The sequence below is a fragment of the Kitasatospora sp. NPDC032121 genome (genome assembly GCF_055580145.1).
Map to the genome: position 1 here is coordinate 342,358 of NZ_JBVILX010000001.1, position 25,997 is coordinate 368,354.

A 25,997-nucleotide genomic window follows, 5' to 3' on the forward strand; every position below is an offset into this window, starting at 1 on the left:
CCCGCCCGTCGGCCGTCTTCCGGACGGTGTCAGTCGTCCGGGTCCTCGTCGTCGTAGACCTCGCTCACGTCGAACCGGCAGATCAGCAGCTGCGGATCGGCGTGCTCGAAGGGTTCCGGCAGCCACTCGCCGGGCTCGGTCGGCTCGGCGGCCGCGACCCAGAGCGTCGAGTCGGCCTCCTCCAGGCCGAACTCCTCGCTGCGGGCGGCGATCTCGTCGGGCTCGTACTCGCCGAACAGCACGCCGATCGCGGCGTTCACCCCGCCCGCACCGGCCCCGCCCGGGGTCAGCGACTCGTCCAGCCGCTCGGCCTGGGCACGCAGCCGCTCGGGATCGACGACGTGGTAGTCACGGCGGATCAACACGCTGATCGCCTCGGGCTGTTCGGGGCCGTGGTACCCGCCGGGGCCCTCGTCCCCCGGGATCTCGAAGGGCGTGACCTCGTCGTAGGCCTCGTACAGGAGCTGGTCGTAGGCGATGGCCGCCGTCGCGAGCTGCTCGTAGGCGGCGGAAACGGCGGGATCATCGGCTGCGTTGGGGCTTGACACCGCTTCCAGATGACGGTCGATGGCGGCCTTGACCGCCTCAGCGGCGGCGCGTACCTCGGCAATGGTGGGCTGCGCGGCATCAGACATGGTGCAGACGCTATCTCCCCGCGACGCCGGTACGCACAGCGGTTGTCATCTACACCCGCGATTTCACCGCAACTTCCCCCCTGATGTCCGATCCATGCCCTTTCGTTCTCGCGTGGCACCGGCGCGAAGCGGGCGCGGAGGGCGCGCAGCGGGCCCGCCGGGGCCGTCCGGGTGCCGCTTCGCGCGCCGGGATCGGGGTATCCCCTCCACAGCGGCAACGGGACTGATGCACTGTCAGTCGACGGGCCCGGGTGGCACCCCCTCGGGCCGCCGCTCCCCCGTGGGAGGACGGCCGGAAACACCCGGGCCGCCCGTCCGGGGCAGCCCGTAGGCTTGCCCTTCAGGTGATCCCCAGGAGGAGCGTCTTGATCCCACGGAAGCCGGTCCGGCAGCCGGAGTACGAGTACCAGTCCCTGCGCATGCCGCGCGGCACCACGCGCAACGCGGCGCGCCAACTGCTCACCGAGCACGCCGAGTACGGGCACTGGGAGCTCGACCGGCTCAGGCTGTTCCCCGACGGCAGCCGGACCGTCCGGCTGAAGCGGCGGATCATCCGGCAGGTCCGGAGCTGGTGACGGGCGGGGCACCGCGCCCCTGGCGGAACCCACACCGGGCTTTCACGCACCCGCGGCCGCCCGTTCGCCCGGCGGCCGCGGGTGCGCCGTTCCCACGGCCGGTGCACGCGGCCCTGGCTAGGCGAACGCCACGGGGCCCGTCCTCAGGCTCGCCCCGCGGGCGAGCCTGAGGACGGGCCCCGCCCCGACCGAGCGCGTCAGCGGGCGCCGGCGCGGGCCCGGCGGTAGAGCACGCCGCCGCCGAGCAGCAGCGCGAGACCGGCGGCCCCGAGCAGCTCGACGTTCCCGGCGCCGGTGGAGGCCAGCTGAGCGGCCGGAGCCGCGGCGGGCGCCGCGACGGCGGTCTCGGCGGCGGTGTCCGGAGCGCCGGTGCGCGCGACGTTCGGCACCTCCTCGGCGGAGACCTGCGGCGGGGTCGGGCAGGTCTCGGCGCAGCCCTCGGCCGGCGGGGCCGGGGTGACCGGGACGGCCTGCTCGACGTTGGCGCACTCGTTGCCGAAGGCCGGGTTGCCGACACCGGCCACGTTCGCCGAGTTGCCGCAGACGTTGACCGGGACGTCGACCGGCGCCTGGACGCTGTTGCCGGAGAGCACGCCCGGCGAGTTGGCGGCGACACCGGAGGCGCTCGCACCCGGCACCGTGGCGGCGTCCGGAATGCTGGCGGTACCCGGGATGCCCGTGGTGCCGGGGACTCCGGTGGTGCCGGGGATCCCACTCGTGCCCGGAATGCCGCTGGTGCCCGGGATCCCGGCGGTGCCGGGAATCCCGCTGGTACCCGGAATCCCGGTGGTCCCAGAACCGCCGGTGCCGCTGCCGGCCTGGCCGCCGCCGGTGGCGCCCGAGCCGCCGGGCTGGCCGCCCTGGGAGGGCTTGGACGCCTGGTGGCCCCCGCCGCCGTTGACGTTGGCGCAGCGGTTGCCGAAGGACGGGTTCAGCAGGCCGACCACGTCGAGCGTGTTGCCGCAGGCGTTGATCGGCACCTCGATCGGCACCTGCACCGAGTTGCCCGAGACGACGCCCGCCGAACCGGCGGCCACCCCCTGCGCCTCGGTTCCCCCCGCGTAGGCGTAGCCGGCGGTCGAGGCCAGCACACTGCCGGTGGCCACGGCCGTGAGGATCCCCTTCTTGGCTACATTCCTCATGTTTTCCCCTGACATTTCGAGACGACGTGTCGACCTTGACATGAACCTTCAAAAAAGTCGGAATTTCGGTAGGTCCGTAAATCACGCAAGGGCTTCGACTGCACACGAGTTAACGAGGGGCCAACGGGGAGGTTGAGTCGAACGAATCGGCTTCACCCGATCGAGCGATTGTGTCGGACCCCGTGTATCCGCCGGGGACGCGAACGCCCCCGGTGCGGCGCGTCCGCCGCCCGGGGGCCGGGTCGAATCGGCTCAACAGGCCCCGCCGGCCCGGAGGTCGACTCAGACGTTGGCGCAGTAGTTGCCGAACGCCGGGTTCAGCACGCCGATGACGCTGATGGTGTTGCCGCAGACGTTGACCGGGACGTGCACCGGGACCTGGATCTGGTTGCCGGAGAGGACACCCGGGGAACCGGCGGCCACACCCTCGGCGCCGGCGTGAGCCGACGCGACACCGGCGGCGGCGAGCACCAGGCCACCGGTGGCGGCGGTGACAGCGGCGATCTTCTTGACCTTCATCATTCCTCCTGTATGGACAACGCAACCCGTTCGGCGGGCTGCACAGGGATGAACGACGCTGCGGCAAACGGGGTACGGAACGGATCTCCCATTCACTCGCAGCGGTGAGGTCTCGCACAAATGATCAGCCTGGAATTCCCTGCAGAATCGCTTCTGTCGATCTTCTGTTTCCCATCCCACAATCATCAGCTCGGACAATGCGGTCGGCCCGCTCCCGAAGCTCCGGGAACGGGCCGACCCAGTCGCCTGATCAGGCCTCTGGCAGCGCCCTCAGCAGGACATCCGGCACGCGCTCAGCAGGCGTCGATGAAACGGTCCAGCACCCGGGCACCGAACTTCAGGCCGTCCACCGGCACCCGCTCGTCCACCCCGTGGAACATCCCGGCGAAGTCCAGCTCCGGCGGCAACTGGAGCGGCGCGAAGCCGAAGCAGCGGATGCCCAGGTCCTGGAAGGACTTGGCGTCCGTCCCGCCGGACAGGCAGTACGGCACCGCGCGGGCGATCGGGTCCTCGGCGCGCAGCGCGGTCTGCATCGCCTCGACGAGCGCACCGTCGAAGCCGGTCTCGATCGCCTTGTCCGAGTGCAGGCTCTCGCGCTTCACGCGCGGGCCGAGCACGCTGTCCAGCTCGGCCAGGAACTCCTCCTCGTAGCCGGGCAGGAAGCGCCCGTCCACGTGCGCGGTGGCCTGACCGGGGATCACGTTCACCTTGTAGCCCGCGCCGAGCATGGTCGGCTGGGCGGTGTTGCGCAGCGTGGTGCCGATCATCTTGGCGATGCCGCCGAGCACGCGCAGCGTCTCGTCCATGTTCTCCGGGTCCAGCTCGACCCCGAGCGCGTCCGACAGCTCGTCCAGGAAGGCCCGGACGGTCTTGGTGATCCGCAGCGGGAACTGGTGCCGACCGAGCCGGGCGACCGCCTCGCACAGCTCGGTGATCGCGTTGTCGTCGTTCTCCATCGAGCCGTGGCCGGCCCGGCCCTCGACCGTCAGGCGCATCCAGTGCATGCCCTTCTCGGCCGTCTCCACCAGGTAGAGGCGGACCTGGTCGTTGACGGTGAAGGAGAAGCCGCCGACCTCGCCGATCGCCTCGGTCACGCCCTCGAACAGCCCCGGGTGCTTGTCCACCAGGAAGCGCGCCCCGTAGGTGCCGCCGGCCTCCTCGTCGGCGAGGAAGGCCAGCACGATGTCGCGCGGGGGCTTGCGCCCGGTGCGCAGCCGGTCGCGGATGACCGCCAGGGTCATCGCGTCCATGTCCTTCATGTCGACCGCGCCGCGCCCCCAGACGCAGCCGTCCGCGATCTCGCCGCCGAACGGGTCGTACGTCCAGTCCGCGGCATTGGCCGGCACCACGTCGGTGTGGCCGTGGATCAGCAGGCCCGGGCGGGAGCGGTCCTCGCCCTCGATCCGGACCACGGTGGAGGCCCGCCCCTTGGCCGACTCGAAGATCTTCGGCTCCAGCCCGAACTCGGCGAGCTGTTCGGCCACGTACTCGGCGGCCTTCCGCTCGCCCGGCCCGGAACCGTCCCCGTAGTTGCTGGTGTCGATCCGGATCAGATCGCGACAGATCTCGGCGACCTCCGACTCAGCCGTCACCTTCGGCGCCGCCGACTCGCTCCGCTCACTCACGGTCACTCCTCGTCTTGGGCCCGCACCGACGCACCAGCGCGCCACCCCCGGGATCCGCACCCGGGCCGTACGAGCACGTCCGCCCATCCTCCCCCAGCCCCCGATCCCGATCCACCCCCCGCACGCTCCCGAAACCCCCTGGTCACGCCCCCGCCACACGCCTCCCCTTGCCCCCGCCACCGGCCCCGCCGGTCCTCCGGGAACCGTTTTGGGACCCCAAGCCGATCTTTGCTACAGTTACATCTGTCAGCGCGACGGACGAGAGATCGGAAGCCGCGAGGACGACACCCGGTCCGGGTGGCGGAATGGCAGACGCGCTAGCTTGAGGTGCTAGTGCCCTTTATCGGGCGTGGGGGTTCAAGTCCCCCCTCGGACACCGACGAAAGGCCCCAGTTGATCTGGGGCCTTTCTGCTTTTCGGCTCCGGCTTTCTCCGCGTTCCCCCGTGTCCCTCCGCGAACAGGAGGATCCCCCTCGGAGTCCGCGGGGACTCCGAGGGGGATCCGCAGGTCAGGTCACTGCTGGTTCCAGGTGGCGCCCGCGCCCGTGAAGGAACCGTAGACGCCGGTCTCGTCGGCCCAGATCCAGAAGTCTGCGTGCGAGAGCCCGTCGGGGTTGACGGAGGACTGGGTGCTGGCGACGCCGGCACCGTTCTCGTTGGCGATGAACTGGCCCTTGCCGAAGGACGCGTCCAGGCCCTCCTGGGCCGAGGCCAGGCCGGCGCAACCGATCACCAGCGGGACGGTGAGGGCGCTGACGGCCAGGACACGCTTGAAAGCACGCATGCAGATCTCCTCCACGGAGTTTCGGGGTTCCAGGGCGACGGTGGCGTTCCGCACCCCCGCGACTTCAGAGAGCCACGCCCCGCATCCCGCCGCAACCGACGCCGGAACCCGTACGGCCCTAACGTTCCGTCAGAATCACCGCTCCTACCAGCGGAAATACAGTTCGTATGCCCATTTCTGAGGATCAGTCGGCTGGAGCACACCCTCGCCGCTCTCCGCTCCGGCTCGGACGTGGACGGCCGGGGCCAGGGCCGGGGGCGGGGGCCGGGCGTCAGCCGACTTCCACCGCCTCCGTTCGGCCGGCCGGGTCGGTCTGCTGCCTCGGCCGCCCGCGCAGCCACTCCGCGGTGATGAAGGCCGCCACCGTGGACACGATCAGCAGCGGCATCGAGTTCGCCGCCTCTCCGCCGAGCAGGGCCTCGGCGAGGACGGTGCTGGTGACGGGCAGGCCGGTGACGGCAGCGGCGGAGGCCGCCAGGCCGACGGCCAGGGCCGGCGCGGCGCCGAAGCCGGGCAGCGGTGCGCAGGCCGTGCCGAGGGCCGCCCCGAGCAGGAGCGCCGGGAAGATCGGGCCTCCGCGCAGGCTTCCGAGGGCGATCGACCAGCCCAGCCCCTTGCAGAGCACGAGGGCGAGCAGCGCGGCGATCGACCAGGCGGCCGGGTCGGCGGCGAGCGCGGCCAGGGTGGCCTGTCCGGAGAGCGCGGCCTCCTCCGGGGAGCGCCCGGTGAGCAGGGCGTACGCGGCGAGGCAGCCTCCGACCGCGACCGCGCACAGCACGGTGCGCACGGCGGTCTGCCGGGCGGTGCCGGTCGTGGTGAGGGCCTTCACCCGGTGGCCGACGTTCTGGCCGACCACGCAGAACAGGGCGATCGCGACGGCCAGCGGGACGCCCCAGAGGAAGTCCGCCGCGTCCGGCACCCCGCTCTTCGGCACGTGCGGCAGCGACAGTGCGCCGATCGCCAGGCCGGTCCAGTGGCCGAAGCCGGTGAAGATCAACGCACCCACCCCGCTGGCCAGCAGGCTGGGCAGGATCAGCGCGATCAGCTGCGGGCCGCCCAGCCCGGCCGCCTCGATCAGCATCACGGCGGCCACCAGCGGGCTGCCGAAGATGGTGGAGATCGCCGCCGCCGCACCCGCCGTGCCCAACACCGCGAACAGCTGCTGATGTTCGGCCCGCCTGGCGGACCGGACGGTGAGCAGGGCGAGCCCGCCGCCGAGCGCCATCAGCGGCGCCTCCGGGCCGAGCACCACGCCGAGCGGCAGGCCGGCGAGCGCGGCCAGCACCACACCGGGGACGGCGACCGGCGGGGTGGGCGGGCCGCCGAGCCCGTCCACCGGGACGTGGCCGCCGCGCCCGGGCAGCCGGGTCACGATCGGGGCGAGCAGCAGGCCGGCCAGCAGCAGTGCGGGCAGCGGCCACCACCAGGGGGCGCGCCCGTAGCCGGCCGCCGTCGGCAGGCTCTCCCAGACCCAGTGCTGGAGTTCGTGCTCCAGGCTGACGAAGCCGAACGCGGCCAGCGAGACCGGGACGCCGACCAGCCCGGAGACCAGCAGCAGGCGGAGGTAGCCCCGGTGCAGCAGCACCTCGTGCAGGGTCGGACCGCCGTCAGGCTGCCGGGACGTCGTCGGCATCGCCGCTCCCTCGCGCTCCCGGGCCGCCCGCTGCCCGGGAGACCGCGTCCTGCGACCGAGTCTCGCCCGGAGCCGGGAGCCCCGCACGGCGCACGGGCCGTCAGCGGGGCCGCGGCGGACCCGGCTGCTCCGGGCGGGTGAGGGCGGGGGTGACGGACGGGTGGGGGCGAGGGCGGCGGCCCGGGTGGGGTCAGACCTGGCGGGCGTCGGCGCCCAGCGCGCTCTCGATGCCCTGGACCATCCGCCACAGCGGCGCCCGGCGGCTGGCGACCAGGACCACGACGTCGTCGGACTCGCCCTCGGCGGCGCCCTCGGCCGGGCGGTCGCCCCAGGTGCCGGTGACGAAGGCCATCGCCGCGTCCACCTCGGCCACCCAGTCGCTCTCCCCGCCCGAGCGCAGCCAGGTGCGCAGGGCGTGGTTGTGCGCGGCGACGACGGCGGCGGCGATCACGTCCGCCCGCAGCGGGCCGTCCGGGCGGTCGGCGAAGCGGCCGCGCAGGTACGCGGCGAGGGTGTGCTCGTAGCGCCAGACCACGGACAGCTCGTACGCCCGCAGGCCGGGCACCTTGCGGGTCAGCCGGTAGCGCTGGACGGAGAAGGAGGGCTGTTCGGCGTACATCCGCAGGACCAGGCGGGCGGCGTCGCAGGCGTGCCTGACCGGGTCCTCCTCGCCGGTGCCGGACTCCAGGAACTCCGTCATCTCGGCGAGGCTGCGCTCGTGGTCGGGGAAGACCACGTCCTCCTTGGCCGGGAAGTAGCGGAAGAAGGAGCGCCGGCCGACGCCGGCCAGCGACACGATGTCGTCGACGGTCGTCTGTTCGAAGCCGCGCTCCAGGAAGAGCTCGAAGGCCGCGGCCACCAGCGCCTCGCGCATCGCCGGCTTCGAGGGCCCGTCGTTCATGGGCTGGTCCTGCTCTTCCTTCTCGCTCATTCACCGGAACTTAGCATCGGGAGGATGCGTCGGCCCCCGACGGCCGGGCGGCTGACCGGCCCGGCCGTCGGGGGGTGTCGGCGCGGGTTACGGGAGGTTGCGGGCCATCACGATCCGCTGGACCTGGTTGGTCCCCTCGTAGATCTGCGTGATCTTCGCGTCCCGCATCATCCGCTCCACCGGGTAGTCCCGGGTGTACCCGTACCCACCCAGCAACTGCACCGCGTCCGTCGCGATCTCCATCGCCGCGTCCGACGCGTAGCACTTCGCCGCCGCACCGAAGAACGTCAGATCCGCGTCCCCACGCTGCGACTTCGCCGCCGCGACATACGTCATCTGACGCGCCGCCTCCAGCTTCATCGCCATGTCCGCCAACATGAACTGCACACCCTGGAACTCCGCGATCGCCTTCCCGAACTGCCGGCGCTCCTTCACATACCCCTTCGCGTAGTCCAACGCCCCCTGCGCGATCCCCACCGCCTGCGCCGCGATCGTCACCCGGGTGTGGTCCAGCGTGCGCATCGCCGTCTGGAAACCCGTCCCCTCCGCACCGATCATCCGATCCGCCGGAATCCGCACATTGTCGAAGTACACCTCACGCGTCGGCGACCCCTTGATCCCCAGCTTCTTCTCCGGCGCACCGAACGACACCCCCTCGTCGCCCTTCTCCACCACGAACGCCGAGATCCCCTTCGAGCGCATCGAAGGATCCGTCACCGCCATCACCGTGTAGAACTCGGACACACCCGCGTTGGTGATCCACCGCTTCACACCGTTCAACACCCAGAAGTCCCCGTCCCGCACCGCCCGGGTCTTCATCCCCGCCGCGTCCGAACCCGCCTCCGGCTCCGACAGGCAGTACGAGAACATCCCCTCACCACGCGCCAGCGCCCCCAGGTACCGCGCCTTCAGCTCCTCCGAACCCGACAGCTGCACCGGCAGCGACCCCAGCTTGTTCACCGCCGGGATCAACGAGGACGACGCACACACCCGCGCCACCTCCTCGATCACGATCACCGTCGCCAGCGCGTCCGCCCCCGCACCGCCGTACTCCTCCGGCACGTGCACCGCGTGCAGGTCATTGCCCTGCAACGCGTCCAACGCCTCCTGCGGGAACCGCCCCTGCTCGTCCACCTCCGCCGCGAACGGAGCGATCTTCGCCTCGGCCAGCGAACGCACCGCCTCACGGAGCATCTCGTGCTCCTCGGAGATCCGGAAGAGATCGAACTCCTGGCTCATGATCGCCACTCCTGTTTCACGACGGTACTCAGTACCCTTCATTATGCATGCGCGCGGCAAAAAGGGAACTCAGTGCCTTCCCTTGGCGGTACTGAGTTCCCTATCCTTTTCGTGCCGAACTTCCGGCGTACTTTCGCCGTACTTCCGCCGAACGAGCCCGTCCGAGCGCAGGGAGATGACAGCGTGGTCCACCCAGCCATCGATGCCGACACCCGGAGCACGACGCTGTACTTCCAGCGCTGCACGTGGTGCAACAACCCGACCTTCCAACGGCTGCTCTGCCCCACCTGCGGCTCCACCGACCTCAGGCTGGAGCCCAGCGAGGGCACGGGCGTGGTGCGGCGCTGCGCGGTCGAGCAGGCCCGGACGCCGCTGGTGCGTCAGAAGTCGCTGATCCGGATGGCGGAGGGCTTCGACGTCTGGTGCATCGTGGACGGGATGCGCAGCACCGTCCCGGTCGGCACCCGGGTGCGGCTGCTCTCCTCCCCCGACTCCGAACAGCCGGAGCTGCGGCTGCTGCCGATGGAGGAGCCGCCGTCGCCGCCGGACACCGAACCGCGCCCGCTGCCGCCGGCCCAGGGCGGCTTCACCCAGCACCTCGCGGCCTTCGTCGCGGAGTGAGCCGCGGGCTCGCCGCGGGGTGCGTCACGGGCCCGGTCGCGGACCGCGCCACCGACCGGTCGGGCCGGGCGGCGCGCCGGGAAACCGCCGGGAGACGACGGAGGGCGTGGCACCGAGTACCCCTCGGTGCCACGCCCTCCGTCGTCGTCGTTGCGGGATCAGGCCTTGCGGGCCTTCACCTCGGCGGTGAGCTGCGGCAGCACCTCGAAGAGGTCGCCGACCACGCCGTAGTCGGCCAGCTCGAAGATCGGGGCCTCGGGGTCCTTGTTGACGGCCACGATGGTCTTCGAGGTCTGCATGCCGGCCCGGTGCTGGATGGCGCCCGAGATGCCGTTGGCCACGTACAGCTGCGGGGAGACCTGCTTGCCGGTCTGGCCGACCTGGCTGCTGTGCGGGTACCAGCCGGCGTCCACGGCGGCGCGCGAGGCACCGACGGCCGCGCCGAGCACGTCGGCGAGCTCCTCGACCACGCCGAAGCCCTCGGCGGCACCGACGCCGCGGCCGCCGGAGACCACGATCGCGGCCTCGGTCAGCTCGGGACGGCCGGAGGACACCCGCGGGGTGCGCGAGGTGACCCTGGCGGCGTTGCCGGTGAACTCCACGGCCACGTTCTCCACCGCGCCGGCGGCCGGGGCGGCCTCCGGGGCGACGGCGTTCGGCTTGACGGTGATGACCGGCGCGCCCTTGCTCACCCGGGAGTCGACGGTGTACGAGGCGGCGAACACCGACTGGGTGGCGATCGGGCCCTGGTCGCCGGCGCGCAGGTCGACGGCGTCGGTGATGATGCCGGAGCCGATCCGCAGCGCGACGCGCGCGGCGACCTCCTTGCCCTCACCCGAGGACGTCACCAGCACGGCGGCGACGTCGTTGGCCTTGGCGATCTGGGCCAGGGCGTCCACCTTCGGGACGACCAGCTGGTCCGCGAACTCGGCGCCGTCGGCGACGTACACCTTCACCGCGCCGAACTCGCCGGCCTTCGCCGCGATGTCGGCCGCGGCCGCACCGGCACCGAGGACGACGGCGGACGGCTCACCGATGCGGCGGGCCAGGGTCAGCAGCTCCAGGGCCGGCTTGCGGACCGCACCGTCGGCGTGGTCCACCAGGACGAGAATCTCAGCCATTGCTCAATGTCTCCGTGTTTCGCTGGGTCGGGGGGTGGGGGCGGCTCAGATGAACTTCTGGTCGGCGAGGAAGCCGGCGAGCGCCTTGCCGCCCTCGCCCTCGTCCTTGACTACCGTGCCCGCGGTACGCGCCGGACGCGCCGCCACCGACTCCACGGCCGTCCACGAACCCGCCAGGCCGACCTCGTCCGCCTCGATGCCCAGGTCGTCCAGGTCCAGCGACTGCACCGGCTTCTTCTTCGCCGCCATGATCCCCTTGAACGACGGGTACCGGGCCTCACCCGACTGGTCCGTCACCGAGACCACCGCCGGCAGCGAAGCCTCCACCAGCTCCGTCGCCGCGTCCCCGTCACGACGGCCCCTCACCACACCGCCCTCGACCGACACCTCCGACAGCAGCGTCACCTGCGGCACACCCAGACGCTCCGCCAGCAGCGCCGGCAGCACACCCATCGTGCCGTCCGTCGACGCCATGCCACCGATCACCAGGTCGAACCCGGTCTTCTCCAGCGCCTTCGCCAGCACCGCCGACGTCCCGATCACATCCGTACCGTGGATGTCGTCGTCGTTCACGTGCACGGCCTTGTCCGCACCCATCGACAGCGCCTTGCGCAGCGCGTCCTTCGCGTCGTCCGGCCCCACCGTCAGCACCGTCACCTCGGCGCCCTCGTTCGCCTCCGCGATCCGCAGCGCCTGCTCCACGCCGTACTCGTCCAGCTCCGACAGGAGGCCGTCCACACCCTCCCGGTCCGTGGTGTGGTCGTCCGCGAAACGACGGTCACCCGTCGCGTCCGGCACGTACTTCACGCAGACAACGATCCTCAAGCTCATGAGCGGTTCTCCTGTCACGGGTGCACGGATGCACTGGATCCAATGGCCTCAGGCATGCCGAGGGTACTGAGTGCCAAGCCGGCCCGGGCGCGACCCGCGCACCGCAAGCGCCACCTGGACCGGCAGACCGGGGTCGACTCCCGTCGACTGGCGTCAGAGGCTCCACGGAGAGGATACGGCACTCAGTACCCCTCGTAAAGGAACTCAGTACCCTTCCGGGGCCTCCCGGGGGCGGCCGGCGGCACGGACCCGGCTAGCCTCGCAGGACGACGGCGGCCTCTCCGGTGTGGACGCGGAACGTCATCGATTCCTGGAGGTAGAGGCCGATCGTCTCGGCGTCGTGGGAGAGGTAGCCCACCGAGGCGTCCTGGCCGAGGAAGAGCTCGAAGTCCCCGCCGCGGGCGGAGAGCAGGTAGGCGCCCTCGATGGCCGGGGCCCAGATGATGTCGCCGTCCAGGAGGCGGGCGATGTGGTTGTGGACCGGGTAGCCGTGGTCGCTGGTCTCGTTGACGGCGGTGAAGGCGGCCGCGCCGAGCAGGAGCGAGTAGGGGCCGCCGACCCCGGCGAGGCGCAGGGCGGTCAGGGCGCGGCTGACGGCCTCCGGGTATTCGCGGACGTCGTCGGGGAGTTGGACCGGCGGGTTGGTGGAGGCGGCACGGATGCCGTCGATGCCGGCGGCTCGGTAGCCCTCGAAGACGGCGCGGTCCTCGGCCAGGGCGAGCTTGCGCGCCGCGTCCTTGACCGGCTGCCAGTCGGAGTCCCGGGAGCCGCGTTCGACGTCGTCCACGGCGTCGCGGCGGACGGTGAAGGGGACGCGCAGCTCGACCACCGGCTGGACGGCGCGGGCGCGGGCCTCGATGCCGTCCGTCGGGGGGTCGACGGCGGTCAGGTGACCGGTGCCGACGGCGGCGAGGGTGGCGCCGTCGGGGCCGCTGAGGTCGACCACCCGGCGGCCGGCGATGTGGAGCTTGAAGGTCTGGCGGGCCTCCTCCTCGATCTCCTCCCACGCGGCGGCGGAGATCGGGGCGAGGTCCCGGTGGAGGTTGTTCATGGGCGCGGTCCTGTTCAGGTGGTCTGCTTGAGGCTGCCGGTCTGCTTGAGGCTGCCGATGCCGAGCGAGCCGTCCCCCGACGAGGGGGCGGGGGCCGGGGCGTCGGGGGCCGGAGCGTCGGCAGGCTCGGCCGGCGGGGCCGGCGGCGGGGAGTCGAGGAAGTCGGCGGTCGGGACGAAGAACAGCCCGCCGGTGACGGCCGTGGAGAAGTCGAGCAGCCGGTCGGTGGTGCCGGGCGGGTTGCCGACGAACATGTTGCGCAGCATCTCCTCGGTCACCCCGGGGTCGGCCGCGTAACCGATGAAGTAGGTGCCGAACTCGCCGCCCCGGTCGAACGACCCGAAGGCCATGTTGAAGCGGACGATCTTCCGCTCCTCGCCGTCCGGCCCGGTGATCACGGTGAGCGCCACGTGCGAGTCGGCGGGCTTGACGTCGTCGGCCAGCTCGATGTCGGTGAGCTTGGTGCGGCCGACCGCCCCCTCCTGCTCCTCGACGCTCAGCGCGTTCCACTTGTCCAGGTCGTGCAGGTACTTCTGGACCATGACGTAGCTGCCGCCGGCGAAGTCCCGGTCCTCCTCGCCGACCAGCGCGGCGCTCACCGCGGCCCCGCCCTCCGGGTTCTCGGTGCCGTCGACGAAGCCGAGCAGGTCCCGGTCGTCGAAGTAGCGGAAGCCCTGGACGGAATCGGCCACGGCGGCCGCCCCGGCGAGCCGGTCGACGAGCTGCCCGGCCAGTTCGAAGCAGAGATCCATCCGGGCGGCCCGCAGGTGCAGCAGCAGGTCGCCGGAGGTGGCCGGGGCGCGGTGGCGGGGGCCGGCCACCTCCTGGAAGGGGTGCAGCAGGGCCGGGCGGGGGCCGGCGAAGAGGCGGTCCCAGAGCTCGGAGCCGATGCCGGTGACGCAGGTGAGGCCGCCCTCGGGCGCCCGGAAGCCGACCGAACGGCGCAGACCGGCGAGGTCGGGCAGCAGCTCGCGGACGGCCTGCTCACCGCCGGGCGGGACGGTGAGGACCAGGAAGACGGCCGCGTCGGTCAGCGGGGAGAGCACGGACTGCGGGGTGGGCGGGGGTGGCGCGAGCGGCATGGACGGACTCCGGTCTCCGGGCCTGATCGTCCGTACGATTACACCCCGGAGCGGACATTTCGGCGCGGTCGGCGGCCCGGGAGGGTGCTTCCCGCGCGGGCGTGCCGCGCTGCCCGAACGGGCGCGCCGAGGGGCGGGTACGCCGAGAGGCGGGCGCGTTTCCTCGCACGCCCGCCCCTCATTCGGCCCTCGATCGCCCCTCGTTCGGCCCTTGTTCGACCCTCCGGCCCGGGTTCACACCCGCAGCGCCGCCAGCTGCTCGGCGAACGGCACCACCTGCTGGGGCAGGTCCGGCGCCGCCGGGCCGCGCCCGGCCAGCAGGGCCGCCAGCTCGCCGGCCGCCCGGTCGATCCGCCGCGGCAGGCCGTCGGTGAGCCCGTCCCCCGCCGCGCCCCAGTCGTCGGTGGCCGCGAAGACGGAGGTCGGTAGCACCACCGCGCGCAGGTAGCTGAACAGCGGGCGGACGGCGTGCTCCAGGGCGAGCGAGTGCCGGGGCGTGCCACCGGTGGCGGCGATCAGCACCGGCTTGCCGGTGAGCGCGTCGTTGTCGATCACGTCGAAGAAGGACTTGAACAGACCGCTGTACGAAGCGGTGAAGATCGGCGTCACCGCGATCAGGGCGTCCGACTCCGTCACCGCCTCGATCGCCGCGCGCAGCCCGGCGCCGGGGAAACCGGTGACGAAGTTGTTGGCGATCTCCACCGCCAGGTCCCGCAGTTCGACCACGGTGACGTCCACCTCGCGCCCCTCCTGAGCGAGTCGGCGCACGGTCGAGTCGGTGAGCCGGTCGGCCAGCAGCCGCGTCGAGGACGGCTTGCTCAGTCCGGCACTCACCACCACCAGCTTGAACGCGGTCACTTGGCCACCTCCGTCTTCTCGTTCTCCTGCGCGTCCCGGGCCGCGACCAGCGCGGCGTGGGTCGGCCCGTCCGGCACCCCGGCCGGGCGGCCCTTGGCGAACTCCTCCCGCAGCACCGGCACGACCTCCTCGCCGAGCAGGTCCAGCTGCTCGAGCACGGTCTTCAGCGGCAGGCCGGCGTGGTCCATCAGGAACAGCTGGCGCTGGTAGTCGCCGAAGGTCTCGCGGAAGGTCAGGGTCTTCTCGATGACCTCTTGCGGGCTGCCCACGGTCAGCGGGGTCTGCTCGGTGAACTCCTCCAGCGAGGGCCCGTGGCCGTACACCGGCGCGTTGTCGAAGTACGGACGGAACTCGCGCACCGCGTCCTGGGAGTTCTTCCGCATGAACACCTGCCCGCCGAGGCCGACGACCGCCTGCTCGGGCGTGCCGTGACCGTAGTGGGCGTAGCGCTCGCGGTAGAGGTTGATCAGCTTCTGGAAGTGCTCCTTGGGCCAGAAGATGTTGTTCGCGAAGAAGCCGTCACCGTAGTAGGCGGCCTGCTCGGCGATCTCGGGGCTGCGGATCGAGCCGTGCCAGACGAACGGCGCGACGTCGTCCAGCGGGCGCGGGGTGGAGGTGAAGCCCTGCAGCGGGCTGCGGAAGCGGCCCTGCCAGTCCACCACGTCCTCGCGCCACAGCTGGTGCAGCAACGCGTAGTTCTCGATCGCGAGCGGGATGCCCTGGCGGATGTCCTGGCCGAACCACGGGTAGACCGGGCCGGTGTTGCCGCGGCCCATCATGACGTCCACCCTGCCCTCGGCCAGGTGCTGGAGCATCGCGAAGTCCTCGGCGATCTTCACCGGGTCGTTGGTGGTGATCAGCGTGGTCGAGGTGGAGAGGATGATGCGGTCGGTCTGCGCGGCGATGTAGCCGAGCATGGTGGTCGGGGAGGACGGGACGAACGGCGGGTTGTGGTGCTCGCCGGTCGCGAAGACGTCCAGGCCGACCTCCTCGGCCTTGCGGGCGATGGCCACCATCGCCTTGATCCGCTCGTGCTCCGTCGGGGTGCGGCCGGTGGTGGGGTCGGTCGTCACGTCGCCGACGGAGAAGATTCCGAACTGCATGCTGATCACCACATCCCAGGTAGTAAAACTTTCAACCACCTTAGCACCGGGGTGCGCGCAGCTATTCCCGCCGACTCCCCCGGCTCCCCCGACTCCCGCCGAAAGCCGACTCCCGCCGACAATGGAAGACGGGGATCCCTCCGGAAGGACGGCGGACGATGGGTCCGTACATCGCGGTGAGCGCGCTGAGCCACGAGGGCCTGGTGCGGGAGCACAACGAGGACAGCCTCACGGTCGGGCCGTGGACGCTCTGCGCCACCGTGACCACCAACCCGCAGACCCTGCTCTTCCCGCTCGGCCCGCCCTGTGTGGTCGCCGTCGCCGACGGCCTGGGCGGCCACCCGGGCGGCGAGGTGGCCAGCGCCCTGGTCGCCCGCCGGCTCGCCGCCGACGGGGGCGCGCTGGACGACGAGGAGGCCGTCCGCGAGGAGCTCCAGGCCTGCAACCGGGCCGTCTACGCGGCCGCCGCCGAAGAGCCGGGGCTCGCCGCGATGGGCACCACCGTCGCCGGGCTGGTGCTGCTGCCCGGGCAGGCGCTGGCCTTCAACGTCGGCGACAGCCGGGTCTACCGGATCTCCGGGGACGGGCTGCGCCGGGTGAGCGTGGACGACAGCCCCCCGCTGCCGCCCGGACGGCGCACCACCTCGGCGGTCACCCAGACCCTGGGCGGCTCGCTCGGTCTCACCTACGTCGAACCGCACGTCCGGGCCGCGCGGCTGACCGCCGGGGACCGGTACCTGGTGTGCAGCGACGGCCTGACCGACCCGGTGCCCGACGAGGAGCTGGCCGCGCTGCTGGCGCGGTCCTCCGAGGGGGCGGACCGCTCGGACGGCAAGGCGGCGTTCGAGCTGTGGAAGGCGGCCATCGAGGCCGGCGGGCCGGACAACATCACTCTGGCGCTGGTGCGGGTCGGTGCGTAGCCACCGGGTCGGGACACGGACCCGCCCCGGGCGGGGCGCCGTAGCGCTCCGCCCGGGGCGGTCACCTGTCCAGTTGCCGTTGCCGGCTCAGAATTCGCTCGTGACGCTCACCCCGCTGAAGCCCTGCTGGGCGTAGAGGCTGAAGAAGACGTAGCCGGCCGGCGGGTCCGTGACGGTCAGCGTCTCGGAGTTGTCCGGGTTGGTCGACCGCGCGGTGTTCGCGTCGGTGTAGGCCCAGCCGGCCGGGTTGTAGTAGAGGTCGCCGTTGCCGGTGCCCCCGCTGGTGGTGATCTTCAGCTGCTTGGTGCCGGCGGGCACCATGACGTAGAAGTGCGCGTAGTTGCCGGTGGTGGCCGCGACGTTGCTGCGCACGCAGTTGGCGTCCAGCTGCCGGGTGTCGGCGCCGGTGCACTCCGGCAGCTGCGGCTGGCCCGGGGTGCCGGTGGCGCAGGCGCCGGCGGCGCACCTGGTCAGCCAGCCGTCGAAGTCGGCGTCGTAGCGGGTGCCGATGGTGGTCTTCAGGATGGTGCGGGCACCGTCCCAGTCACCGGCGCGGTACTTGGCGAGCACCGCGTCCATGTCGGAGCGGTGCTGCTCCAGCATGTAGCGCACGGCCAGGTAGCCCCAGCGGTAGACCCGGTCCTGGTCGCCGTAGGCGGTGTCGAAGAGGTCGCTCAGCTTGTACGTGTGCCGGCCGGCCGCCGCGATGGCACCGTCGTTGTTGACCTTGCGGTAGGAGTAGGAGACGTACTCGGCGAAGCCCTCCACCCACCAGATGGTCGGGGTGGTCATGCCGGCGTTGAAGTCGCCGTACATGTCGAACCGGCCGTCGAGGTAGTGGGTGTACTCGTGGTTGAGGTTCCAGATCTCGAAGGACGGGCGGGCCCACTCGGCCTCGTAGCACAGGAAGCGCGGCTGGTTGCCGGCCTTGGCCGGGTCACCCTCGAGGTACATCCCGCCGTTGTTGGTGTCGATGCCGTAGATCGCGGCGGCGAGCACCTGGTAGTCGAGCGAGGAGTGGAAGACCACGACCTCGATCGTGCCGTTGTTGTCGTCCTTGACCGGGCCGCTGTCCTTGGCCACCGCGTGGAAGAACGCGTCCTGGCCGGTCAGGCTGGTGCAGGCGGTGGCCAGCTGGGTGGCGTCCAGCGCCTGGGCGATCAGCTTGATGCTCGGGCTGCAGGTGGACGTCACGGTGAGCACGCCGGCCTTGAGCTGGTCGGCCTTGTTGCAGGTGCCGTAGTACGAGCAGTTGCCGCTGTCGTAGTAGTCGACGGCCTCGGCGACCGCGGCCCACTGGTAGACGGTGCGGCCCTTGGGCTCCGACGCGGCGACCAGCCCCTTGGCGAGCGGGCGGACCTTGGCCTGGAGGGCCGTGTCCTTCAGGAAGCGGGTCAGCTCCTTGGTCGCGTTGTAGACCAGCACGCCGTAGGTGTCGCCGAGCAGGGCGTTGTTGCGGGTCGCGAAGTCGGAGAGCGTGTCGAGCACGCTCGGGTCCGCCTCGACGGCCGCGTCGAAGCCGGGCACCTGGTGGCCGCGGAAGAGCACGGTGAACACCGGGTTGACGGCCCACGCCATGCCGGCCGGGTTCCAGGTGTCGGCCTTGTAGTCGCCCAGCAGCCGCTTGACGACCGGCAGGTAGCGGATGTTCTCCTGCGCACTGTCGATCAGGGTGACGGCCTCGCCCAGGATGGGCGCGTTGCCCGCCACGACGTCGCGCGAGTGCGCGCTGTTGAAGAAGGCGTCCAGCCCGGACTGGATCGCGGTCTTGAGGCCGGCGCCGTACTCGCCGACGTCCTGCTTGTGGTACCACTGCACGAAGTAGCCGGCGCGCAGGTAGAGCACCAGCTGCTCGACGGAGGTGCTGTTGTCGCCGGGGTAGGCGGCCGCCGCGTCGCGCAGCGCGTAGGCCACCGTGCTCATCTGCTCCTCGCGGAACGCGCCGCGCGCGTCGCCGCCGGTGAGCTGGAAGAGGCTGTTGATGCACTGGATGTCGGCGGCCTTGATGTGCTGGACCAGGTCACTGCCGGTCCGGCCGGTGAAGTCGCCGATGGTACAGGCCTGTTGGGCCGCCACGCCGAGGCTGAGGGCCTTGGCGGCCGGCCGGACCTCGGCCGGCCGGGTGTCGACCGGAAGCGGGGCGCGCTGGTCGACCGAGGCCAACTGCTGCCCGCTGTCGGCTCGTTCGGCGGATCCGGTGGCGGGCTGCGGGGCCGGCCCGGCGGGGACGGGCGCGGGCTTTCCGCTCGGGACGGGGGTGGCGGGGGCGGCCTGGGACTGCGGGGCGAACAGGCCGATCGCCATGAACAGGGACAGGAGGAGCGTCATCAATCGTGCCGGCTGCGGGATTCGCAGCAGCCGTGAAGGACTCACGTGGGGGCCTCCGGGCCGTCGTCGACCGCGAGTTGGGGCGCGGTCGATGGGGTGGTCGAGGACCGTTGGCGACGGCGCCGCGTGGGGGCGGCTCCGTCGGGCGCGGTGGGGGATGTGACATGTACCATGGCACATCTCACATGGCCTTGGGAACCCGGGGCGTTGTGCACGGTTTGCGGGGAATTCAGGAAGGACCGGTGATGACGGTCCGTCAAATGGGCCGCCCCGGGCGGGGCGCCGTAGCGCTCCGCCCGGGGCGGTCACCTGTCCGGTCTGCCGTTGCCGGCTCAGAATTCGCTCGTGACGCTCACCCCGCTGAAGCCCTGCTGGGCGTAGAGGCTGAAGAAGACGTAGCCGGCCGGCGGGTCCGTGACGGTCAGCGTCTCGGAGTTGTCCGGGCCGGCCGAGCGGGTGACGTAGGAGTTGGCGTACGCCCAGCTGCCCGGGTTGTAGTAGAGGTCGCCGTTGCCGGTGCCGCCCTTGCTGGTGACCTTCAGCTGCTTGGTGCCGGCGGGCACCATGACGTAGAAGTGCGCGTAGTTGCCGGTGGTGGCCGCGACGTTGCTGCGCACGCAGTTGGCGTCCAGCTGCCGGGTGTCGGCGCCGGTGCACTCCGGCAGCTGCGGCTGGCCCGGGGTGCCGGTGGCGCAGGCGCCGGCGGCGCACCTGGTCAGCCAGCCGTCGAAGTCGGCGTCGTAGCGGGTGCCGATGGTGGTCTTCAGGATGGTGCGGGCACCGTCCCAGTCACCGGCGCGGTACTTGGCGAGCACCGCGTCCATGTCGGAGCGGTGCTGCTCCAGCATGTAGCGCACGGCCAGGTAGCCCCAGCGGTAGACCCGGTCCTGGTCGCTCTTGGCGTAGACGGTGTCGAACAGCTCGCTCAGCTTGTACGTGTGCCGCGGGGCCACCGCGATGGCGCCGTCGTTGTTGACCTTGCGGTAGGAGTAGGAGACGAACTCCGCGAAGCCCTCCACCCACCAGTCGATCGGCTGGACCTGGCCGGCGTCGTAGTCGCCGTACACGTTGAACCGACCGTCGAGGTAGTGGGTGTACTCGTGGTTGAGGTTCCAGATCTCGAAGGACGGGCGGGCCCACTCGGCCTCGTAGCACAGGAAGCGCGGCTGGTTGCCGACCGTCGCCGGGTCGCCCTCCAGGTACATCCCGCCGTTGTTGGTGTTGATGTCGTAGATGACCGCGGCGAGCACCTGGTAGTCGAGCGAGGAGTGGAAGACCACGACCTCGATCGTGCCGTTGTTGTCGTCCTTGACCGGGCCGCTGTCCTTGGCCACCGCGTGGAAGAACGCGTCCTGGCCGTTCAGGCTGGCGCAGGCGGCGGCCAGCTGGGTCGCGTCCAGCGCCTGGGCCAGGATGTTGATGCTCGGGCTGCAGGTGTGCTTCACCGTCAGGTTGGCGGCCTTGAACTTCGCCGGGTCCTCACAGGTGCCGTAGTACGAGCAGTCGGCCTTGTCCCACCAGTTCACGGCGAGCGCCACCGAGCCGCGCTGGTACATGGTGGGGCCGCTCGGGGCGGACTGCTGGGCCAGGGTCCGCGCGTACGGGCGCAGCCTGGGCAGCAGCTCCGGGTACTGCATGAAGCGGGTGAGCTCGTTGGTCGCCTCGTAGACCATCCGGCCGTAGGCGCCGCCGTGCAGGCCCTGGTTGCGGGAGATGAAGGTGTACAGGGCGTCCAGCACGGTCGGGTCGGCCTTGACGGCCGGGAGGAAGTCGGCCTGCCGGTGCCCGGCGAAGAGCTGGGTGAGCACCGGGGTCACCGCGTAGACCATGCCGGTCGGGTTCCAGGTGGCGCTGTCGTAGTCGGTCAGCAGGCGCTTGGCGACCGGCAGGTAGCGGGCGCTGTCCTTGATGCTGTCGATCAGCGTGACCGCCCGGGCCAGCGGGCCGGCGTTGTCCGCCGTGATGTCCCGCGTACGGGGGCCGGCGAAGAAGGCGTCCAGCGCGGCGCGGGAGGCGTCCTTCAGGCCGTTGCCGTAGGGGCCCACCACGTCGGGGTTGTAGAAGTGCACGTAGTAGCCGGCCTGCAGGTAGAGCATCAGCTGCGAGATCGACGCGCTGTTGTTGCCCTGGTAGCTGTTCGCGGCGTCGCGCACCGCGTTCGCCACGGTGGTCATCTGCGACTCACGGAAGGCGTTGGCGGCGTCGCTGCGGCCGATCTTGAACAGCGAGTTGACGCACTGGAGGTCGACGGACTTGATCTGCTGGACCAGCGCGCTGCCGGTCCTGCCGGTGAAGTCGCCGACGTTGCAGGGAGTTTCGGCCGCCGCACCGAGGCCGAGGGCCTTGACCTGCGGCTGCTCGGCCGTGGGCAGGCCGGTGAGCGGGGCCGTCGGCGACTGGGGTACCAGGTCCTCCGGGCTGAGCCGCTTGCGGCCGTCCGGCTTGGCCGGGTCGGTGTCGGTACGGCTGTCGCCGATCGCGGGCGGCGGCGCCAGGTGGGCGGGCGCCGTGCCGGCGGGCACGCCGGTGGGGGTCGCCCCGCCGGGGGCGGGGCTGGTGGGCGCGGCCTGGGACTGCGGGGCGAACAGGCCGATCGCCAGGAACAGGGACAGGACGAACGTCAACAGTCTTGCGAACTGCGGGACTCGCAGTAAGCGTTGGCCATTCACGTGGGGGCCTCCGGGCCGTCGACGGCCGCGAGTTGGGGCGCGGCCTGCGGTGGAGCGAGGACCGTCCTCGGCGGCACCGCGTGGGGCGGTTCCGTCAAGGAAGTGGGGATGTGACATGTACCATTGCACACATCACACAACATTGTGAAGGCCTTTACCCGAGGTCTACTCATCCGAAATGACGGAAAGGGCATGGCGACGGGTCGTCACCATGCCCTTTCCGTACCGGGAACGGTCGGCTACTTGCGCAGCAGCAGGATCACGCCCGCCGTCACCAGGCCGACCACGACGGCGGCCGCGCCGTACACCAGGCGGTGCGCCCGCAGCACCGGAAGGAAGCGGTCCACCGCGTAGCGGCCGGGGCCGGTCAGGGCGAGCGCGGCCGCGGTGGCCGTCAGCAGCAGCTCGTACTCGCTGCCCTTCGGGGCGAAGAAGCCGCCACCCCAGGTGACGGCCAGCGCGTTGACCATCGTGCCGACGATCGCGGCACCGGCCAGCGGGGTCAACAGGCCGACGGCGAGGGCGAGTCCGCCCAGCGTCTCGGTGAGGCCGGCCACCACGGCCATGGCGTGGCCGGCCGGGTAGCCGCTCATGGTGAAGAACTGACCGGTGCCGTCGATGCCACCGCCGCCGAACCAGCCGAACAGCTTCTGGCTGCCGTGCGCGGCCATGGTCAGGCCGAGGGCGAGGCGCAGGAGCAGGAGTCCGGCGTCGTAGGCGTGCGGGGAGGTCGTCGCGGGCCCGGCGGTGTCCCGGGCCGGGCTGACGGCAGTGGTGGCGGCAGTGGTGGCGGCGGTCGTGCTCGGGCTGCTGCTCGGCATGCGCGTCTCCATCGGTGTCGATCGGGGTGCGGTCGTCGTCCGGCACGGCCGGACGCGGCTACGGAGTGTGGTGGTGCGGCAGGCGGGGTCGTCACCCCGGCGCCATTGTTCAAATTTGAACCGCCGCTCGTTCGACCGTACCTCGAAGTTCGAATTTGAACAACTGACGTCCCGTCGACGACTCGCGGCGCCCGTCCGGGCCAGGGAGGGTGGAGGCATGGCCCAGCACAGGCAGCACCGACGGGGAGCCCGGACCGGCACCCCCTACCCCGAGGCGCTGGACGCCTTCGGCGAACGCGTCCGGCTGACCGCCCCCGGCCAGTGGGACTCCCCCACCCCCTGCAGCGACTGGTCCGTCCGCGACCTGGTCAACCACCTCACCTGCGAGCAGCTCTGGGTGCCCGAGCTGCTGATGGGCGCCACCATCGGCGAGGTCGGCGGACGCTTCGACGGCGACGTGCTCGGCGACGACCCGCTCACCTCCTGGACCGAGGCCGCCGAGGCCGCCAGAGAGACCTGGGCCGTCCCGGGCGCCACCGAGCTGACCGTCCACCTCTCCTTCGGCGACACCTCGGGGCAGTACTACCTGGACCAGCTCACCACCGACCTGGTGATCCACTCCTGGGACCTCGCCGAGGGCATCGGGCGGCTCACCCGGCTCCCGGACGAGCTCGTCGAGTTCGCGCTCGGCGAGTTCGCCGGATACGGGGACCTCTCCGGCAGCGGGCTCTTCGACCCGCCGCTGCCGGTGCCCGAGGACGCCGGCCCGCAGACCCGGCTGCTCGCCCTCACGGGGCGGCGGGACGGAGGATGACCGGGGCGCCGGCGGGTGAGCGGACACCTCTCCGGACCGGAGACGGGGACGGAGGGTGACCGGGGACGTCTCCGGGCGGGCGGCCCGGCGCCGGATACTGGAAGGCGGCGGGGGGAAGTCTTCCGTGCGAGAGGCGGGCGAGCCATGAGCCGCAGGCCTGACATCCTCGGCGAGTTCACCGCCGACCACCGGGCGGTCACCGAGCTGCTCGACCGGATCGAGGCCGCACCGGTCGGCGACCCCGGGCGCGGCGAGCTGCTGGCCCGGCTGACCGACCTGCTGTTCACCCACTGCGCCGCCGAGGAGGAACACCTCTTCCCGGTGGTGCAGCACGACGTGCCCGACGGCGGGGAACTGGTCTTCCGCAGCATCCACGACCACCTGGCGATCGGGCAGTACCTCGCCGACCTCCAGGGCCTCGAACCGGACGACCCGACCTTCGACACCCTGCTGCGCGGCCTCGCCGAAACCCTGCGGCGCCACCTGCGCGGCGAGGAGAAGCAGCTCTTCCCCGCCGCCCGCAAGGCCCTGCCCACCGCGGCCCGCACCGCGCTGGGCGACCGACTGCGGGCGGAGCGGGCCGAGCTGGACGCGCCCTGAGCGCTCCGGCCCGGTCGGTTCTCCGGTCCGGTCGGTTCTCCGGCCCGGCCGGTTCTCCGGCCCGGCCGGTCCTTGAGGCCGATCAGTCCTTGGGGCCGATCACCGCGAACCGCGCGCCCTCGCGGTCCCGCAGCCGGGCCACCCGCCCGTACGGGGAGTCGAAGGCCGGCCCGATCACCCCTCCGCCCAGCTCCACGGCCCGGGCCAGCGCCCGGTCGGTGTCCGGGACGGCGAAGGACACCTCCCAGTGCGGCGGCATCCCGGCCGGGCCGCCCGCCTGCTCCTTGGCCAGCGCGGCGACGCTGTGCCCCTCGGCCCGCAGCACCACCCGGTCGTGCTCCCAGCGGACGTCGAAGCGCTCCGGGTCGCGGCCGTCCCAGCGGAACACCTCGCCGTAGAACAGCGCCGCCGCGAACGGGTCCGGGGTGCGCAGCTCGATCCAGACCGGCGCACCGAACAGGTCCAGCTTCCGGGCCCGGCCCAGCGGGCCCTCCCAGATACCGAACACCGCACCCGCCGGGTCCGCCGCGAAGGCCACCCGTCCGGCGTCGAAGGCCAGCGGCCCGACCGCCAACGTCGCGCCGCGTTCACGCACCGCGTCGGCGGCGGCGTCGGCGCTCTCCGTCCCGAAGTAGCTGGTCCACGCGAGCGGGATCGCCCCGGCGCCGCCGACCCCCAGCCCGGCCACCGCCTCCCCGCCGACCACCGCGTGCACGTACGGCCCGAAGCGGTCCGGCCCGGGCTCGAACTCCCAGCCCAGCAACGGCCCGTAGAACTCCTCGGCGTCCTCCAGGCTCCGGGCCGTCAGGCTCACCCAGCACGGCACGGCCACCACACAGCGCACCCTGGCGACCTTCTCACCGCTGCCCATCGCGAACCTCCTCCGCCCACCCGACCGCCGGGCCCCTCCCGGCTCCGACGACCCACCGGCCGCCCGGGACGCCCACAGCCTAGGCCGCCACCGGCACCGCCCCGGGGAAGCCATGCCCGGGATCAGCGCACCCGGTTCTTGAGGGCTTCGGCCTCCAGGGAGATGCCCACGGGGTCGGGGAGGCGGACGGTCCTGCCGAAGGGGAGGGTCTGGACGGTGTCGTAGCGGCCGCCGTCGGGCTCGCTGTGGACGATGACCTCGGCGGAGTCCCGGTCGATCAGGAGGCAGATCGGAACCCCGGCCTCGGCGCAGGGTGGCGCGATTCAAACGTGATGCAGGTCACAGTGCCGGAGGAAATTCCGGGGACGGATTCCCCGTTTCGGAGTACGTTGGCAGAAACGGGGAGAAGTTCCCCGGTACCTTGATCAGGAGCAGTCGTCGTGACCACCACCGCCGAGTCGGCCCGTCCCGCGGGGAGCGCGCGCACGCCGAAGTTGCGTGCGGACGCGAGCCGGAACCGGGAGCGGATCGTGCTGGCGGCCCGGGACGCGTTCGTCGAGCACGGTGCCGATGCGGCACTGGACGAGATCGCGAAGCGGGCGGGAGTCGGCAACGCCACGCTGTACCGGAACTTCCCGGACCGGGTGGCGCTGATCCACGAGGTGGCGGTGCTCGTCAAGAACCGCGTCCTGGCCCTCGCCGAGACGGCGATGGCGGAGGCGGACGCCCCTGACGGCGACGGCCCGTTCGACGCCCTCCAGCGGTTCGCGCACGCGTCCGTCGAGGAGAAGGTCGGCGGCCTCTGCGCCCTGTTCAGCAACCACGTCGACCCGTACGACCCGGAGCTGGCCGACATCCGCAAGCGCCTGCAGGCCGCCGTGGGCGGGCTGATGGAGCGCGCCCGGGTGGCGGGCGAGCTGCGGCCGGACGTCGAGAACGGTGACCTGTTCATCGCGCTGAGCCAGCTGACCCGCCCGCTGCCGAACACCGCCTGCCGCCTCCACGGCGAGTTCGTCCACCGGCACCTGCAGATCTTCCTGGACGGCCTGCGCGCGCCGGCCGCCTCGGTCCTGCCCGGCCGGGCCGCGACCTTCGAGGACTTCCAGCCCGAGAACTGACCGACCACCAGCACCGACCACCAGTACCGACCGCCGGCACCGACCGCCCGGCCGCGCCCTGCCGCGCGCCCCGGCACCCTCTCCCACCGCACCCCTTCCCGTACGG

Annotated in this window: 24 protein-coding genes and 1 tRNA gene; 7 read left to right on the forward strand and 18 right to left on the reverse strand. The window is 71.9% G+C overall.

The genetic code is table 11. The features are described 5' to 3' along the window. Positions 1-29 precede the first annotated feature (29 nt). Positions 30-635 (reverse strand): hypothetical protein, encoded by a 606-nt coding sequence (locus ACZ5OX_RS01545; protein WP_449791861.1) that lies wholly within the window; start codon positions 633-635, stop codon positions 30-32. A gap of 368 nt (positions 636-1,003) precedes the next feature. Between ACZ5OX_RS01545 and ACZ5OX_RS01550 the strand changes: the two genes are divergently transcribed. Continuing rightward, positions 1,004-1,210 carry a DUF5703 family protein gene (locus tag ACZ5OX_RS01550; RefSeq protein WP_360261758.1) on the forward strand — a complete coding sequence of 69 codons (207 nt, stop codon included), beginning with the start codon at positions 1,004-1,006 and terminating at the stop codon, positions 1,208-1,210. A 197-nt stretch (positions 1,211-1,407) separates the two neighbouring features. Here ACZ5OX_RS01550 and ACZ5OX_RS01555 read toward each other — a convergent pair whose 3' ends face one another. From ACZ5OX_RS01555 to ACZ5OX_RS01565, 3 genes are all read right to left on the reverse strand, one after another. Next, on the reverse strand, positions 1,408-2,352 hold the full coding sequence (locus ACZ5OX_RS01555) for a chaplin (protein ID WP_465628085.1): 945 nt from the start codon (positions 2,350-2,352) through the stop codon (positions 1,408-1,410). A gap of 282 nt (positions 2,353-2,634) precedes the next feature. Beyond that, the gene (locus tag ACZ5OX_RS01560) at positions 2,635-2,874 is read right to left on the reverse strand and encodes a chaplin (RefSeq protein WP_465628087.1); all 240 of its coding nucleotides are present in this window, start codon (positions 2,872-2,874) and stop codon (positions 2,635-2,637) included. A 290-nt stretch (positions 2,875-3,164) separates the two neighbouring features. After that, positions 3,165-4,496 (reverse strand): M20/M25/M40 family metallo-hydrolase, encoded by a 1,332-nt coding sequence (locus ACZ5OX_RS01565; protein WP_392914098.1) that lies wholly within the window; start codon positions 4,494-4,496, stop codon positions 3,165-3,167. A gap of 291 nt (positions 4,497-4,787) precedes the next feature. Here ACZ5OX_RS01565 and ACZ5OX_RS01570 point away from each other — a divergent pair. Beyond that, positions 4,788-4,872, forward strand: a tRNA-Leu gene (locus tag ACZ5OX_RS01570). A 138-nt stretch (positions 4,873-5,010) separates the two neighbouring features. On the opposite strand, the gene ACZ5OX_RS01575 is transcribed toward ACZ5OX_RS01570, so the two are convergent. The 4 genes from ACZ5OX_RS01575 to ACZ5OX_RS01590 form a co-directional block, all read right to left on the reverse strand. Next, positions 5,011-5,280, reverse strand: a complete 270-nt coding sequence (locus tag ACZ5OX_RS01575) for a hypothetical protein (protein ID WP_449792419.1) — start codon at positions 5,278-5,280, stop codon at positions 5,011-5,013. A 271-nt stretch (positions 5,281-5,551) separates the two neighbouring features. Continuing rightward, a complete protein-coding gene (locus ACZ5OX_RS01580) occupies positions 5,552-6,913 on the reverse strand; it encodes a chloride channel protein (RefSeq protein WP_465628089.1) in 1,362 nt (453 codons plus the stop codon). Positions 6,914-7,103: 190 nt separating this feature from the next. Beyond that, on the reverse strand, positions 7,104-7,787 hold the full coding sequence (locus ACZ5OX_RS01585; protein WP_465628872.1) for a TetR family transcriptional regulator: 684 nt from the start codon (positions 7,785-7,787) through the stop codon (positions 7,104-7,106). A 144-nt stretch (positions 7,788-7,931) separates the two neighbouring features. Continuing rightward, a complete protein-coding gene (locus ACZ5OX_RS01590; protein ID WP_465628090.1) occupies positions 7,932-9,083 on the reverse strand; it encodes an acyl-CoA dehydrogenase family protein in 1,152 nt (383 codons plus the stop codon). A gap of 183 nt (positions 9,084-9,266) precedes the next feature. On the opposite strand from ACZ5OX_RS01590, the gene ACZ5OX_RS01595 reads away from it, so the two are divergent. Continuing rightward, positions 9,267-9,704, forward strand: a complete 438-nt coding sequence (locus tag ACZ5OX_RS01595; protein WP_449793658.1) for a PhlB family protein — start codon at positions 9,267-9,269, stop codon at positions 9,702-9,704. A gap of 158 nt (positions 9,705-9,862) precedes the next feature. Here ACZ5OX_RS01595 and ACZ5OX_RS01600 read toward each other — a convergent pair whose 3' ends face one another. From ACZ5OX_RS01600 to ACZ5OX_RS01625, 6 genes are all read right to left on the reverse strand, one after another. Then, positions 9,863-10,825, reverse strand: coding sequence for an electron transfer flavoprotein subunit alpha/FixB family protein (locus ACZ5OX_RS01600; RefSeq protein WP_465628091.1), 963 nt, complete (start codon positions 10,823-10,825; stop codon positions 9,863-9,865). Positions 10,826-10,870: 45 nt separating this feature from the next. Next, positions 10,871-11,656, reverse strand: coding sequence for an electron transfer flavoprotein subunit beta/FixA family protein (locus tag ACZ5OX_RS01605; protein WP_465628092.1), 786 nt, complete (start codon positions 11,654-11,656; stop codon positions 10,871-10,873). A gap of 253 nt (positions 11,657-11,909) precedes the next feature. Continuing rightward, positions 11,910-12,707, reverse strand: coding sequence for a family 1 encapsulin nanocompartment shell protein (locus ACZ5OX_RS01610; protein WP_465628093.1), 798 nt, complete (start codon positions 12,705-12,707; stop codon positions 11,910-11,912). Between the two features lie 14 nt (positions 12,708-12,721). After that, positions 12,722-13,789 carry a Dyp-type peroxidase gene (locus tag ACZ5OX_RS01615; protein ID WP_465628094.1) on the reverse strand — a complete coding sequence of 356 codons (1,068 nt, stop codon included), beginning with the start codon at positions 13,787-13,789 and terminating at the stop codon, positions 12,722-12,724. 234 nt (positions 13,790-14,023) lie between these two features. Beyond that, positions 14,024-14,647: an FMN reductase gene (locus tag ACZ5OX_RS01620; RefSeq protein ID WP_465628095.1), complete on the reverse strand. Its 624-nt coding sequence runs from the start codon at positions 14,645-14,647 to the stop codon at positions 14,024-14,026. Continuing rightward, complete coding sequence (locus ACZ5OX_RS01625; RefSeq protein WP_465628096.1) at positions 14,644-15,750, reverse strand: LLM class flavin-dependent oxidoreductase; 1,107 nt, start codon at positions 15,748-15,750, stop codon at positions 14,644-14,646. The genes ACZ5OX_RS01620 and ACZ5OX_RS01625 overlap by 4 nt, the downstream gene beginning before the upstream one ends. A gap of 158 nt (positions 15,751-15,908) precedes the next feature. Between ACZ5OX_RS01625 and ACZ5OX_RS01630 the strand changes: the two genes are divergently transcribed. Then, on the forward strand, positions 15,909-16,670 hold the full coding sequence (locus tag ACZ5OX_RS01630; protein WP_465628097.1) for a PP2C family protein-serine/threonine phosphatase: 762 nt from the start codon (positions 15,909-15,911) through the stop codon (positions 16,668-16,670). Positions 16,671-16,757: 87 nt separating this feature from the next. Here the strand turns inward: ACZ5OX_RS01630 and ACZ5OX_RS01635 are convergent, their stop codons facing one another. The 3 genes from ACZ5OX_RS01635 to ACZ5OX_RS01645 form a co-directional block, all read right to left on the reverse strand. Then, positions 16,758-18,998, reverse strand: coding sequence for a M9 family metallopeptidase (locus ACZ5OX_RS01635; protein WP_465628098.1), 2,241 nt, complete (start codon positions 18,996-18,998; stop codon positions 16,758-16,760). A gap of 332 nt (positions 18,999-19,330) precedes the next feature. Then, on the reverse strand, positions 19,331-21,622 hold the full coding sequence (locus ACZ5OX_RS01640; RefSeq protein WP_465628099.1) for a M9 family metallopeptidase: 2,292 nt from the start codon (positions 21,620-21,622) through the stop codon (positions 19,331-19,333). A 284-nt stretch (positions 21,623-21,906) separates the two neighbouring features. After that, a complete protein-coding gene (locus ACZ5OX_RS01645; protein ID WP_465628100.1) occupies positions 21,907-22,488 on the reverse strand; it encodes a DoxX family protein in 582 nt (193 codons plus the stop codon). 217 nt (positions 22,489-22,705) lie between these two features. On the opposite strand from ACZ5OX_RS01645, the gene ACZ5OX_RS01650 reads away from it, so the two are divergent. Then, positions 22,706-23,302: a TIGR03086 family metal-binding protein gene (locus tag ACZ5OX_RS01650; protein ID WP_465628101.1), complete on the forward strand. Its 597-nt coding sequence runs from the start codon at positions 22,706-22,708 to the stop codon at positions 23,300-23,302. 144 nt (positions 23,303-23,446) lie between these two features. After that, positions 23,447-23,902, forward strand: a complete 456-nt coding sequence (locus tag ACZ5OX_RS01655) for a hemerythrin domain-containing protein (protein ID WP_465628103.1) — start codon at positions 23,447-23,449, stop codon at positions 23,900-23,902. 82 nt (positions 23,903-23,984) lie between these two features. On the opposite strand, the gene ACZ5OX_RS01660 is transcribed toward ACZ5OX_RS01655, so the two are convergent. Beyond that, positions 23,985-24,773, reverse strand: a complete 789-nt coding sequence (locus ACZ5OX_RS01660; RefSeq protein ID WP_449789869.1) for a VOC family protein — start codon at positions 24,771-24,773, stop codon at positions 23,985-23,987. A gap of 440 nt (positions 24,774-25,213) precedes the next feature. On the opposite strand from ACZ5OX_RS01660, the gene ACZ5OX_RS01665 reads away from it, so the two are divergent. Further along, positions 25,214-25,891 carry a TetR/AcrR family transcriptional regulator gene (locus ACZ5OX_RS01665; RefSeq protein ID WP_465628105.1) on the forward strand — a complete coding sequence of 226 codons (678 nt, stop codon included), beginning with the start codon at positions 25,214-25,216 and terminating at the stop codon, positions 25,889-25,891. Positions 25,892-25,997 lie beyond the last annotated feature (106 nt).

Bases quoted from the DNA above. Each gene is read 5' to 3' on its own strand.
- ACZ5OX_RS01545 (WP_449791861.1), bottom strand. From the start codon at position 635: ATGTCTGATGCCGCGCAGCCCACCATTGCCGAGGTACGCGCCGCCGCT.
- ACZ5OX_RS01555 (WP_465628085.1), bottom strand. From the start codon at position 2,352: ATGAGGAATGTAGCCAAGAAGGGGATCCTCACGGCCGTGGCCACCGGC.
- ACZ5OX_RS01560 (WP_465628087.1), bottom strand. From the start codon at position 2,874: ATGATGAAGGTCAAGAAGATCGCCGCTGTCACCGCCGCCACCGGTGGC.
- ACZ5OX_RS01575 (WP_449792419.1), bottom strand. From the start codon at position 5,280: ATGCGTGCTTTCAAGCGTGTCCTGGCCGTCAGCGCCCTCACCGTCCCG.
- ACZ5OX_RS01580 (WP_465628089.1), bottom strand. From the start codon at position 6,913: ATGCCGACGACGTCCCGGCAGCCTGACGGCGGTCCGACCCTGCACGAG.
- ACZ5OX_RS01585 (WP_465628872.1), bottom strand. From the start codon at position 7,787: ATGCGCGAGGCGCTGGTGGCCGCGGCCTTCGAGCTCTTCCTGGAGCGC.
- ACZ5OX_RS01590 (WP_465628090.1), bottom strand. From the start codon at position 9,083: ATGAGCCAGGAGTTCGATCTCTTCCGGATCTCCGAGGAGCACGAGATG.
- ACZ5OX_RS01600 (WP_465628091.1), bottom strand. From the start codon at position 10,825: ATGGCTGAGATTCTCGTCCTGGTGGACCACGCCGACGGTGCGGTCCGC.
- ACZ5OX_RS01605 (WP_465628092.1), bottom strand. From the start codon at position 11,656: ATGAGCTTGAGGATCGTTGTCTGCGTGAAGTACGTGCCGGACGCGACG.
- ACZ5OX_RS01610 (WP_465628093.1), bottom strand. From the start codon at position 12,707: ATGAACAACCTCCACCGGGACCTCGCCCCGATCTCCGCCGCCGCGTGG.
- ACZ5OX_RS01615 (WP_465628094.1), bottom strand. From the start codon at position 13,789: ATGCCGCTCGCGCCACCCCCGCCCACCCCGCAGTCCGTGCTCTCCCCG.
- ACZ5OX_RS01625 (WP_465628096.1), bottom strand. From the start codon at position 15,750: ATGCAGTTCGGAATCTTCTCCGTCGGCGACGTGACGACCGACCCCACC.
- ACZ5OX_RS01630 (WP_465628097.1), top strand. From the start codon at position 15,909: ATGGGTCCGTACATCGCGGTGAGCGCGCTGAGCCACGAGGGCCTGGTG.
- ACZ5OX_RS01635 (WP_465628098.1), bottom strand. From the start codon at position 18,998: ATGACGCTCCTCCTGTCCCTGTTCATGGCGATCGGCCTGTTCGCCCCG.
- ACZ5OX_RS01645 (WP_465628100.1), bottom strand. From the start codon at position 22,488: ATGCCGAGCAGCAGCCCGAGCACGACCGCCGCCACCACTGCCGCCACC.
- ACZ5OX_RS01650 (WP_465628101.1), top strand. From the start codon at position 22,706: ATGGCCCAGCACAGGCAGCACCGACGGGGAGCCCGGACCGGCACCCCC.
- ACZ5OX_RS01655 (WP_465628103.1), top strand. From the start codon at position 23,447: ATGAGCCGCAGGCCTGACATCCTCGGCGAGTTCACCGCCGACCACCGG.
- ACZ5OX_RS01660 (WP_449789869.1), bottom strand. From the start codon at position 24,773: ATGGGCAGCGGTGAGAAGGTCGCCAGGGTGCGCTGTGTGGTGGCCGTG.